Below are 12,406 nucleotides of genomic sequence, written 5' to 3' on the forward strand. Positions count from 1 at the left end.
TATTATTAGTGATAAAAAAAGAGGCGTACGAAATACGCCTCCAAAAAAAATAGATTAGTATTGTACAATTATAACGATTACAGTTCCATCCTCCAAAATAAAGATATAAATATCAGTTGTCTTAACAGCATATTGTTTAGATAAAGACTCTTTTAATTCGTCAATAGATTTAATGTTTTCTGCATTTAAAGTCAAAACTGTTTTTTGACCTTTATCATCATTTAAAATTGTCGAAATTTCAGCATTAGAATTTTTTAAATTAGTCGTTGTTTTAGCAAACGAGAATGTAGTGACACCTAAAAGTAGCGCACCGAAAATTAATTTTTTCATAATAAATTATTTTATTGTTGCTCCATTTGGTCTTGAGCGTTAAAGCGACCTTATACTTATTTTATTGTGGTCGCATAATCTCACTATTTTATTTTTTTCCTGTGAGTAATAAACAAAACTCGCAATTCGTAGCTACTGAATATTTTTTTTCAAAAATTGTATTTACAGTGAATTTTTGAAGAATTTGTTATTATTTTATTTTCCAATGGGCTCCTTTTATAGGCGGGCCCCTTGTATCATTGTCATCTAAGGAGATGGTTGTAGAATCTTTTTTAGAATGTCTGCATTCTTTGGAAGTTCTGATAACAATTTGGTCAATTTCTCATTTTTCATTTTATTTAGAATTTGTTTAGTAATGGATTAACAAAAACTAATTTAATTTTTATTTTAATTCGCAACTTTCTTCTGTGCAATGCAATGGAATTATTTGCCTGTTTACTGCAAGTTGCATATATAAATATTGTCCGATTCCTGAAATTTTTAAAAACCAAAAGAAAGGAATAAAAAGCCAAAAAGTAGGAATTCTTAAAAATATTCTGAATAATGTTGTATATCCATAAGCCCAACTTCCCCTGAAAGATGCCATTTGTTTCAGTGCAAGATTGTAGTTTAGATTTGAGAGTTTTTTTAAGTCATCTGATGCCCTCAATTTTTTGATTTCAATGAAATTTAGCCAGTCTAATTTTTCAATTACTTTTATAAATTGGGTACAGTTTTGGCAATAATTGTCATAAATAATAATCATTTGAAAAAGGTGTTAGTCACAAGTTGGTGTTAATTCGATTGGGTTTTCAAAATTATTTATTATTTCCCATTCTTTTTTATCATATTCATCTTTTACTTCACGGCTGTTGACATCTTTTCCATTGATGACGTAAGTTGTATGTGTGGTATTAAGGTTTTCCAAAATCATCGAGGGTTGTTTTTTATATTTTTTCCAGAAATCAGTCCATTGTTTGGGAGTGAGTTCAACTGCTTTTTTATAAGAAAATGCTCTACGACTTATATCGTTTTTTTCTTTGGTTATTCCTTTTATTTCAAAATCGTAATCGCCGGAACTGTCGGATATTTTTAGAATTAATCCAGGTAAGCCATAAAATTTATAAGGTCCATCAGGTATTGGAATATCGGTGGTGTACCAAGCTGTCCAATTTCTACCACCAAAGCTGGTTGTTGCATTGTAGGTTTTATATCCCAATATATTTTGGCTTTGAGTATTATTGATTTTCCACTTGAATTGGCATTTGTATTTTGTAAGAAATACTGAGGTGTAAAATTTATTTTCTGCGGATATAGTATTATTTAATACATCTTTTGTGATAAATGTTCTGTATTTCGATTGGTTAGTTTCGTTTGGAAATCGTAGAGATTCTCCACCGTTTTCCATATAATCTTTTACCAATTTGGTTTTGAGAGAATCGTATCTGAATTTGTCATAAGATTGGAAATAAGAAGGTTCTTTCTCATTTGTAACCAATGACATTAATTCTTTTTCGTAATCTGTGGAATCTTTCGAGGGTTTCCAGGTCATTTCATAAATTATTTTATATGACTGCCCATAAAAATAATTATGACTTAGCAAGGCTAACAGGATTAGCAGCAGGGCTTTTAAAATCGGATTTTTCATAGTAATTAAAATAATATACAATTAGATTCCAGACAATCATATTTGATTAAAAAAAGAATAAATTAAAACTTATAACGATACATATATGCATTAATATCGTAAGGATTAGCCATTAATATTCTGCAGAGTGAGTGTGCTATAGATTATTTTTTATTTTCTGGATAATGAATAGCTTTATCTATTTCGATAGGATTGTTATTTTCCCTAATATATCGTTGCCTTGATTCAGTCAATTTTTTAAATTGGCTTATGTCTTTTACATCAACACCGTTAATGCTAAATGTGGTATTAGGATTTTTTTTGAATTCTTCACGAGTTTCGTGATATGGGTCTTTATATTCGTTCATCAACATCATATCTATATTTTTCTGGGTTGTTTTTATTGGTTTTTGACCATAAAAATTTTCAATGAACGGAGTTTTGTAGGTAGTTTTTAATTTAAAACTTTTCACTAAAGTAAAATCGAAATTATTTTTATCATCATACAATTGAAAAATTATTCCGGGTAATCCTCGAAATTTATATGGACCTTCAGAAATATTAATTTCTTTAGCAAACCAAGCAGTCCAATTTCTTCCACCAAAAGTTGTTGTTGCTTTCTGCAAAGTATAGTTTTCAAATTTTTTAGTTTCTTTTTCGAGTTTCCAATTTATTTTATCCTCTGTATCAAAAACAAATACATCATTGATTAAAGTGTAATTGCTATTTGTATTAGAGTTTTTTACTCGAACAACAACAGGAGTAGAAACATCCCAAAGCTGGCTATTTTGTCCTTTTGTGATATTGGTAGAGTCTATTGTAACGTAATGGTAGTTATAAAATTTGACATCATCTGGATTTATATCCAGAGTCATATTTTCTTTTTTAAACTCAGCTTGCTTAGGATTTTGTTTAGATTTGAATTCATAAATAAAGCGATGAGTCTGTGCATTGGCTAGCCCGAAAATAACGGCAAAAATTAAAATAAATATTTTCATATTAAGTATTTTTAAGGGTGTGTGTGTTTGGTTGATAATTATTTTAAAAAGTATTTGCTATGAGTAAAAAATTAAATCTTACTATTAAATTTTAACGATGTTAAGGTTATATGTTTTTAAAATAATAAACTTACAAAAGATATTTAGAAAATAATAAGGATAAAAAACGTCTTTTATGCTATTTGATTCAGAGAATTATTTTGTAATTTTTTCTCTTTTACCAAACTCAATTCTCCAAAAGAAGCAATATTCCAAACAATCATTATTATTGAAAATGCAAATAGCTCCATCATTAATCCAATAAATAAATGCATTAATATCATTGCTATTACAATAATTTTTCTTGTTTTTTTAAAATTAACTAAAATTGGATAAGATAATTCAAGTAATACTGTTGAAATACCTCCAACAATATAAATAATAGGTATTGGATAGAAATTACCATCAAGTGATGCCAAAGCATTCCAAACAGATTTACCATTCCACCAACCAGAATCTAATGCTTTTGCTAAGCCTGAAAAAAAATAAGCTATAGACAGATGTATTTGTAATACACCCTGATAATTAAAAAACATCTCAACATTTTTCTTTTTAAAAATCAAATTATCACAAGAATAGTATTTTCCGACGGGAAAAATAAAACAATAAAATAATGAAATAGTCATAAATTGGTCATAACCATAATTAAATTGAGCAAAACTCTTAAAGATAATTAGTTGTAAGATTAATGCGAAAAATGCAGAAAAACGAGTCAAAAATCCAATTATTAAAAATAATAAAGAAACAAGGTAAGCAGATAAAGTAAATTGATAAAAAAAATCAAATAATCCCTTTTCTTTAAGAAACAAACTAAGTGGATGTAGATATTTAAAAACACCTGTTTCCATATACATCAACTCTTGTGGAATCATAGTATTAGACGAGGAAAAGAACAAAGACAAATCCCCTTTCAATGACAATATTTCAATGATAGCTATTAAACCTATCATAATTCTAAAGAAAAGTAAAAAAGAAACTTCTGAATATTCTCGCTTGAAGTAACCTAATATTCTATTTTGCGTGGTATAAATTGCTTTGTAAAGCATATAATTTTATTTTTTTATTGACATCTTTATAGTAATCTGGAATTATAGTTAGAAGTTCTACTCTATATGAGTTACAATTTGGAATTAAATAGGCCTTTTCCTTTCCCAACCATTTCATAGATTTTGTTATATATTGCCTCCTAAATTTAACTAAATTGGATAAACTATCTTCTTTTATTAATTTTTCTGTATCTGCTATGTAATTTGCCATATACGAAGAATACCCACCTAATCGTTGAATTCCATTTGTGCTATTTAGTCCAAAATATCTATCAGTTAGAATAAGTTTATTATGATTATCGTAATAACTAATTTTAAAATATTTCTTAGATGAGGTTTTTATACCATAAAAACCATATCCAGTATTGATGCCTGTTAGAATATAGTACCATTCATTATTTTCATTTTGTGTGAAAAATCTGGGTAAATTAGGTTTTGATTTATAATGATAACTCCAATAATTATCTATTGTAGTATTTGCTCCTTGAAAAAAAATTAATACCAAGTGTACTATAAAAAACGAGGTTAATAAAAACTGCTTTGATTTTCCCATATTATTTAACTTTTGTTTATTACTAAAAAATTTTTATTTTATTTCTTTGCAAATAGCGATTGTATGTATTATTAAAAAGTTTTATTATACCTCAATTCATAAAATTCATAAATTGAAAATTGGGAATAAAAATGTCCTTCTTTCCAAAAGGACATTCTTTTTTTAATAACTACAAAGCTTTAAGAGCAGTATCTTGAGATTTTCCTGCAGTCGATGTTTCAGTCCATCTTGTATCACATTTACTAAATGTCTGATTTGTTTGAAACTTCGCATCACAAGCTCCTCCTTCTGGAATCTTCAATGTGGAAACTTCGGTCTTGTTAATAGTGTTATTCTTCTCAGCAGGAGCAAAAGAAAACACAACAAAAGTAGCTGCTATTGCTACTGTAGAAAAAATTATTCTTTTCATAATAAAAAATGTTGTTCCCAATTGTTTTTTAGTAAGAAGCTAAGTCGGGAACTTTATTCTTAGCTACTGGTTAAAAAATTAATTTACACTTATCTATAATCTGTTTTTATTTGTATTGCGCACTACAAAATCCACAGATGACAAATCATTTTTTAAGAACTACCATTTGATCTCATCTTTCTTTGGAGGATCACCCTCTGCATCATTTACTGTATTTGAAGTGTCCAATGAAGTATGATTTTCTGTTTTGATTTCCAAAGAATCTTTCTTTAATTTTGCATTAACGTAATTTGTTTCTGGTATAGCCGTTAGTTCTTCAGCTTCTCTACAACTGACTACTGAAACTAATACAGCAACTGCTGCTACCCAAGAGATAAACTTTTTCATAATAATTAAATTTTGTTTTTGAAGTTTATCCCGGCGCCGGGAATTTTTTTTTGATCGAATTCTTGGGTCAAAACTATCTGGATAGTGCCCTTTAGGCAAAATAAGTATGTCCTAATCAGTCAATTGACGAATTGTGACGTCCTAATTGAGAAATTAAGACGGATAAGCCATTGATATTTTACACATTAGATAAAAACACCATTTTATGTAAAATCCATAAATTTTAATACAATCTTAATGATTTTGATTACTTTTGGAAACCAAACACAATGATATTTCTTAAAATGCACCTCAAAAAAATTATTTTGTATTTTTTCTATGTTTCTCTCTTTTTTTCTTTTGGGAAAATAAGCGGTCAGGAAACTTTTGATAAATTGCGAAGTAAATATGAAAACTTGAGTGAGAATGACGGGTCTGCTCTTCAGCATATCAATCTTTTCATCCAAAAAGCAAAGAAAGAAGTGAACAAAGCACAATTAGTGCAAGGATACAGAGATGGTACTTTTTTTTCACCCGATAAATCCCTAAAAATAAAATATGCCGATAGTGCTATTATTTCTGCGAAAGAAACAAGTGATAATAATTTAATTTCTACTACCTATTTACTGAAGGGGAGTTTATACTACTTTTATTACAAAAATTATCCGGCCGCATTGACAGAATACCTAAGAGCATATGATTATTCTAAAAAAGGAAATGATGATTACCTGAAGTATAAAATAGTCTATCAAATGGGATTAGTAAAAAGCTATCTGGGATATTATGATGAAGCTCTGGAATATTTTAAAGAATGCATCGTTTATTTTGAACGTAGAACCAAAGAGAAAAATCATCCTAATCAAGTTTATAATGACTCTAAAGGCTATCTGAACAGTATGCATCAGGCAATCGCTTGTTACCAAAAAATTAATAATTATAAAAAAGCAGATTCAATAATTAATATTGGATTTAATTTTACTGATCAATCCAAAGATTTCCCATTAGAAAAAGCTTATTTTCTGAAATGCAAAGGTATTTCGGATTATTACCATAAAAATTACAAAACAGCCGAGCAAAGTCTTACCAAAGCATTATCCGTTCTGAAAAAGAATGATGATGTTTACTGGGTTTCTGTTTCTGAGTTTTATATTGGGAAAAGTCTTTTGAGCATGGATAAAAGAGATTCTGCAATTAAGCAGTTTAAAAAGGTAGATTCTATTTTCCGAAAAAGACAATTTATTTTTCCTGAATTACAGGAAAACTACGAACTACTTATTTCATATTCTCGAAGGAAGAATGAATATCAAAAAGAATTATCTTACACGAATGATTTACTGAAAGTGAATAGCATTTTAAAAAAAGACTTCCCCTACCTTTCTTCTAAAATACATAGAGGGTTTGATAATCAAGTTCTTGTGGAAGCGAAAACCCAACTGGAAAAACGAAGTAAATGGAGCTTAGTAGTTATTTTGATACTTACTTCCATTATTGGGATGCTGTCTTTTTGGGTCTGGAGATATTATCAAAATGAAAAACTAATAAAACAGAAATATTCTGATCTTGAGAAAAAACTGCTAGAGCAAAATAAAAACTCAGTTTCTATTTCTTATGAGAGTATTTCCGCACAAGGAAAATCCATTATCAGTGAAGATATTTTTTCGGAATTATATAAAAAATTACAGGATTTTGAAGAGAATAAAGGCTTTAATGAGAGTGGTCTTACGATTGAACAACTTGCCGATAATTTTGCCACCAACAAATCCTACCTTTCCCAGTATATTAATGATACCAAAGGGGTGAATTTCAGCAAATATCTTTCTACACTTCGTATTAATTATATTACACAATTAATGTATGACAATCCGAAATACCTTCGTCTGAAAGTTCAGGGATTAGCAGATGAGTGTGGAATAGGTTCCCGGCAGAATTTCTCTGATCTGTTTCAGGAAATCAATGGAATACGACCAACTGATTTCATAAAGCAACGAAAAAAAGAACTGGAAGATGGAAATATTTTAAATGTTATATCTTCACTTGAATCTTAATCAATATTAACGTTTTAATTTATTCTCTATCTTGTTTTCGATGTCAGTATTTTCAGATTGATAATTGTTTTTTCCTTCAAATCGTAACAAATTAAACAACTGAGATGTCTTGTTAGAATCCTTGAAAATTTCTTCAAAAGCAGAAAGAGGGATATTGCTATCGCTTGAAATTTTTCTTCCTATTTTACTCAATTCTTCAACCAATTACTGTTCATTGCCTATTTTCAAATATGATGAAGGAAATAATCTAAAACAGAAACGCTCTCTGAAATTTCAGCAATTTCTGCAGTCGTATAAAGAGTTGGATTTGTATTCATCACTTTTTCTTTTTCACAAACTCATTAAACTCAAAAATTTCTTTGGCTTCCTCATCCCAGTTTTTTCGTGGTAATAGTTGAAGCGTGACAAAAACATCTTTCTCTTTATTATAGGAATCAATACGCTCTAACCTTCCTGCATAGTCGATTTCAGCGTGCTTATAAATAGAATAAGGTAAAATAGTGTCGGTTGGATAAATGTAAAATCTTGAAAAACTTTTGGCAGAGTTCACTTCAAATCTTTTGTATTTTTTATTGAACAAAACCGTGTCGCTGATGTTTTTACGATGAAGATAATTGGGAATCCATTCTTTTGAAAAAAGACCGCCCTCTTTCTTTTTCTCCACTAAAAATGGTTTCTGTTTTTTTGAAATTTCCGAAAGAACAATGCTCCTGCTATTTTCTTTTCCAAGCGAATAGCATAATGAGTCTTTTATATAATAAATTTCATTGGTGATTTCAGGAAAAGTGAGATCAGGAACTAATTCTACTAGGGTTTCTCCCGAATAATTAATCCTGGATAAATGAAAATTTTGCATTTTGTCCAATCCTTTGGAAGCGTCAAAATAGACATTTGAAATAAGGTCAATTCCTCCTTTTTCGGCTTTAATTTCTTTGTTACAAGAATTTGTAATAGAAAGGAAAAACAGTGCGGGTAATATAATGGTGATTTTATGCATTCTAACAATTGTTTTTGTGGTAAACTCGTACATCTGTGATTTCATAATAAATCGATTTAAAGAAAAAAGCGGCAAGCTTATGAATTAAGACTTACCGCTCTTTAATAGCAATTAGTAAGTAATTATTATCTCTTAATACTCTGTTCCTTGACGTTGCTTTTTTCGTGCTTATTATCATTCTCCAAACCCTCCAAAGGTTTATTGGTATTAATCCTGTTCATATCCTGATCATAGAGACTCAGATTTTTGTATTGAGGATTGAGCACTGCTTTTCCTTCTACCGTTTGATCATCGATCTCAAATTTCACTTTTACAACATTTCCTTTTTCTAAAGATTTTATAGTGCTTTCTCTGTATTCTGGTTGATCGAAAATTAGGTTGGATTTCGCTACAATCTGATCAGTATCGACTCCATAATTTTTGTAGAAATTTTGAAAATTATAATTTCCTTTTTCAGTCTTAGGTTCCGCAAAATTGAGTTTAACGAAAGCGGGTTCCAGTTGTTCCGTTTTCGGATTAGTGAATTCTATTTTCACGGAACGACCTTCCAAAAGGTTGACTGCTTCTTTAGCGGTAAATGTATTTTCTCTATTTACAGGGAAATTTTGAGAGATATCTTCACCCTTCTTATTATTCAAAACGGCATGGTAGGAATTAAGAAAAACACCACCACTTTCTGTTTTATTGAATTTCAAGGTAAAATCAACCTTATTTCCAGGTAATGCTTTGTCTGAATTTGTTTTAATTTCAAACTGTTTTTCAGCAGAATTCATTCCCGATTCTAAATCGTTGTGAAGTTGTTCTCCCTCACCAAAACCAAGGTATTTTAATTGATTTCTTAAATAATCTACTTGGTTAAATTCTTTTTGTGTTTCCATAATTTTTGGATTTTGATTGTTAATATGATTTAATTTATTTTCAGATTCTTTTTTTTCCTCTCTAAATCTATCTGCCCATTTTCCGCTATCACTTAATATATTGGTGTCATATCTAGATGGCTTCTCTTGGATTGTTTTAATTATTTCCGACCTTTTGTAATCATTAGTGATTTCATTTTCGTTTACCTCGCCATTCATTTCTTTTTGAGTTCTAAGTACTCCACTGTCAGCAAATGATTCATACAATTTTCTTCCATTTTCACTGTTGAATAGAATAGCATCTAAAATCTCAATTCCTGAAAAATGAAGTTTTTTATTGTAGGCGTTAACTTGCTCCGGAGTGATATTGTTTCCATATAAAATGCACTTTGACCCACCGAACTTTGCAACCTTTCCAATGATAAAATCAAGTTGATTATCTGGCGGCATGATGAATTTCCCAACGATATTCAACTGATTGTTGAGCACAAGCAATTCCGTCTTATCGGATATCCCAAATTTTTGAGACGTAATAAATTTTGCAATATCTGTTGAACTGGTTATTTTAACTGGTTGATAATTTTCGACTAAAACCTGTTTACTGAAAGAATACGGTTGTATTTCTTTAAAAGATTGTGGGTTTGATTTCATATCAATATTTTCAGTTTCATTCTCATCAAATACGACATACTTTCCACTTCGTAAATTGATAATGACCCCATTATTGACCCTTATATTTGAATCTTCTAATGCTTTTTTTAATTTGATGATACAATCCTTATCAGCTTTTGAAACTTTCAAATTTCCGCTCGGATGGTTATGAACTAGAGTTATTTCTTTTGGCTTGACTTCCAAAACATTTCCAATCAAAAGCCGATTATCTACAAATGCTGCATCAAAAGTTCCGGTAGAAATATGCTGAACAAAATATCCTTTATCCTCAAAATCATAGACTAAAAAAGCATGTTCTACGGCTTCATCTTCCAGTGCTTTAAATAGCCACGCAACATCATCAATACTTCCGATTTTTTCATTTCCAAAGAGTTGAAGTGATTTATTCTCAGCAAAACGCCGTTCTACTAATGCAAAATCGTTAGATTGCAAAGAATTTTCCGGTTCCCGTAGTAAATTGGATCCTGCACCAGTTTCATTGGGATTAAACAATTTAAACGGTAATTTTTCACCCGACGAGGTTTTTGCATACCTTGTTGTTTCATCTTCCTCAAAAATAAAATTTGAGTTTGCCGATATTTTCGTTTTTGCTTCTCTTGCAATCGATTGAACTTCTTTTTCATTTTGAGTTAAATTGGGGTGGTATTTATCTTCGAGTTCTTTTCTAATTTCCTGAATCGGAACAACTGCATCGTAATCGATGAGATGTGGCTTTTTTCCTTCTTCTAATCTCACGATCAAAGATTCTCCAGTTTTAAAATAATTGAATCCCATTTTCATAAATTCGAGATTAGCTATCGCTTCATCGATGTCAGAAAATTCCATTTTCTGAAAGCCCGCAGATTCAATTTGTTCGTTGTACTTGCCTATTTCTAATGTTACACTCATATTTAGTTTTTAAGAATGGTGGGATTTTTAACTGTTTATCTTCTGAAACCTCGCGATTTCTCTTGGTCTTCTTCTCGTTCGAGTTCTTCTTCTCTTATTCGATTAGCATCTTGGTACAAATCAGGATCATTCACATTGAGTTGAACTTCTGATTGTTCTTGTTTTTGAGAATTACTCTCATTTTGAGAAATACCATTTACGGTGTTGATTTCTTTTGACACAATATTTAAATCGTTGGTTATTTCTTTTGCCATCTCAGGGAATTGATCAATTTTATCCTGAAGAAAACCTTTCAGTTTTAAAAGTTCAACTTTGTAGCGGTTTGTCTCACGAGCATCATTTTTATCAACGATAATTGCTGTCAATTCTCTTGCATTTTTAGTTAAATCAAACTCCACCAATTTGTTGGTTTCTTTATCAATTACAAATGCTTTTTTCTCAAAATTCAATTCATTATCAGATTTTGAAAAATCTTGAATATTGGAATATTCGATTTTATCTTTACTGTTGGTGAGGATTTCAGAAATGCTCTTATCTCTCTCCAGAAAAATCACATTCAGTCTGCTGTTATTTTCAACGAGTTGGAAAGTTGCTCTGCTTTTGTCGTTATCTGCGACGATGGTATATCCCTGCAAAAACTTTTGAATATCGTTGGCAGAAAGTTTTTTTGAAAAAGAGTTATCTGCATCGACGATTCCGTATTTTTTTAAGTCGTCAATTGGTAAATTGTTAGTTTGCATAATAGGTTGCGATTAAATTGTTTGCTTTTATAAGATCATTTAGGAACCGAATAGGATTTATATAATTTCCATTTTCAGTAACAGAAAAGTGTAAATGTGCTCCAGTAGAATTTCCAGAATTTCCACTTTTCGCGATGATAAATCCGGCTTTTACATATTCACCGACTTTGTAATAAATTTGCGATAAATGGAGATAGGAGGTTACATAGGAATTGGAATGTTTGATTTTAATATAATTTCCACCACCGCCAGAATCCCATCCTGACTCCATTACGATTCCGTCCATTACAGAATGTATATTTTCATAATTCGCTTTTAAATCAGCACCATTATGCATTTTCATTTTTCCAAATAGGGGGTGAATACGAGTTCCAAAAGGTGAGGTCACCATAATTCCATTTTTCAATGGCATAAATATTTTTGAAATTGCATTTGGTTGATCATCATTAACAAAATCATATTGTTTAATAGATGTTCTTGAATTAATTTCGGTTGAATATTCAATATTTTTTTTCATCATTTGTATTAAGGAATCTTCAATCTTTTTGAAATTGAGTTTTTGCTCTTTGTTTTTGGACAAACTATATTTGAGCATAAGTGTTTTTAAAGAATCCAATTCTCTCTTCAAATCTGATTTTGAAGTGGTATTAAAGAATTTTATTCGACTGCTTTTCTTTTTCTCTTTTTCATCTTTGACTTTTTCATCTTTGTCCTTTCCATCTTGCTGCATCTCTTCTTTTTTAGGGAAAACTTCATCCTTCTTTATTGAATTTCTGGTAAGCGTATTGAACTGCGCAAATACCAGCGAACTGCAAAACAAGATTAGAAAACTGACCTTATATTTAAATTTTAGTTTCATA

General features: G+C 30.1%; 13 protein-coding genes. 1 reads left to right on the forward strand and 12 read right to left on the reverse strand.

Annotation, left to right across the window (positions count from 1 at the left end; genetic code table 11):
• Window positions 1-54: 54 nt before the first annotated feature.
• The 8 genes from Q73A0000_RS05250 to Q73A0000_RS05285 all read right to left on the reverse strand — a co-directional run bounded on the left by Q73A0000_RS05250 (window position 55) and on the right by Q73A0000_RS05285 (window position 5,368).
• Window positions 55-330: a hypothetical protein gene (locus tag Q73A0000_RS05250; protein ID WP_193813026.1), complete on the reverse strand. Its 276-nt coding sequence runs from the start codon at window positions 328-330 to the stop codon at window positions 55-57.
• Window positions 331-712: 382 nt separating this feature from the next.
• Window positions 713-1,075 (reverse strand): DCC1-like thiol-disulfide oxidoreductase family protein, encoded by a 363-nt coding sequence (locus Q73A0000_RS05255; protein ID WP_193813027.1) that lies wholly within the window; start codon window positions 1,073-1,075, stop codon window positions 713-715.
• A 12-nt stretch (window positions 1,076-1,087) separates the two neighbouring features.
• The gene (locus tag Q73A0000_RS05260) at window positions 1,088-1,957 is read right to left on the reverse strand and encodes a GLPGLI family protein (RefSeq protein WP_193813028.1); all 870 of its coding nucleotides are present in this window, start codon (window positions 1,955-1,957) and stop codon (window positions 1,088-1,090) included.
• A gap of 143 nt (window positions 1,958-2,100) precedes the next feature.
• Complete coding sequence (locus Q73A0000_RS05265) at window positions 2,101-2,934, reverse strand: GLPGLI family protein (RefSeq protein WP_193813029.1); 834 nt, start codon at window positions 2,932-2,934, stop codon at window positions 2,101-2,103.
• A gap of 173 nt (window positions 2,935-3,107) precedes the next feature.
• A complete protein-coding gene (locus tag Q73A0000_RS05270; protein WP_193813030.1) occupies window positions 3,108-4,019 on the reverse strand; it encodes a hypothetical protein in 912 nt (303 codons plus the stop codon).
• The gene (locus Q73A0000_RS05275) at window positions 3,985-4,572 is read right to left on the reverse strand and encodes a hypothetical protein (RefSeq protein ID WP_193813031.1); all 588 of its coding nucleotides are present in this window, start codon (window positions 4,570-4,572) and stop codon (window positions 3,985-3,987) included. Before Q73A0000_RS05275 ends, Q73A0000_RS05270 begins: the two co-directional genes overlap by 35 nt.
• 169 nt (window positions 4,573-4,741) lie before the next feature.
• Window positions 4,742-4,981, reverse strand: coding sequence for a hypothetical protein (locus Q73A0000_RS05280; protein WP_193813032.1), 240 nt, complete (start codon window positions 4,979-4,981; stop codon window positions 4,742-4,744).
• Window positions 4,982-5,140: 159 nt separating this feature from the next.
• Window positions 5,141-5,368, reverse strand: coding sequence for a hypothetical protein (locus Q73A0000_RS05285; protein WP_193813033.1), 228 nt, complete (start codon window positions 5,366-5,368; stop codon window positions 5,141-5,143).
• 284 nt (window positions 5,369-5,652) lie between these two features.
• Between Q73A0000_RS05285 and Q73A0000_RS05290 the strand changes: the two genes are divergently transcribed.
• Window positions 5,653-7,392, forward strand: coding sequence for a helix-turn-helix domain-containing protein (locus Q73A0000_RS05290; protein ID WP_208458803.1), 1,740 nt, complete (start codon window positions 5,653-5,655; stop codon window positions 7,390-7,392).
• Between the two features lie 316 nt (window positions 7,393-7,708).
• Here the strand turns inward: Q73A0000_RS05290 and Q73A0000_RS05300 are convergent, their stop codons facing one another.
• The 4 genes from Q73A0000_RS05300 to Q73A0000_RS05315 form a co-directional block, all read right to left on the reverse strand.
• Complete coding sequence (locus Q73A0000_RS05300; RefSeq protein ID WP_410504123.1) at window positions 7,709-8,434, reverse strand: hypothetical protein; 726 nt, start codon at window positions 8,432-8,434, stop codon at window positions 7,709-7,711.
• 80 nt (window positions 8,435-8,514) lie between these two features.
• Window positions 8,515-10,806, reverse strand: coding sequence for a JAB domain-containing protein (locus tag Q73A0000_RS05305; RefSeq protein WP_193813036.1), 2,292 nt, complete (start codon window positions 10,804-10,806; stop codon window positions 8,515-8,517).
• 35 nt (window positions 10,807-10,841) lie between these two features.
• A complete protein-coding gene (locus Q73A0000_RS05310; protein WP_193813037.1) occupies window positions 10,842-11,546 on the reverse strand; it encodes a hypothetical protein in 705 nt (234 codons plus the stop codon).
• Window positions 11,536-12,405, reverse strand: a complete 870-nt coding sequence (locus Q73A0000_RS05315) for a M23 family metallopeptidase (RefSeq protein ID WP_193813038.1) — start codon at window positions 12,403-12,405, stop codon at window positions 11,536-11,538. The genes Q73A0000_RS05310 and Q73A0000_RS05315 overlap by 11 nt, the downstream gene beginning before the upstream one ends.
• Between the last annotated feature and the right edge of the window lies 1 nt (window position 12,406).

Origin of the sequence: Kaistella flava (ex Peng et al. 2021), assembly GCF_015191005.1 — a bacterium.
GTDB classification, from domain to species: domain Bacteria; phylum Bacteroidota; class Bacteroidia; order Flavobacteriales; family Weeksellaceae; genus Kaistella; species Kaistella flava.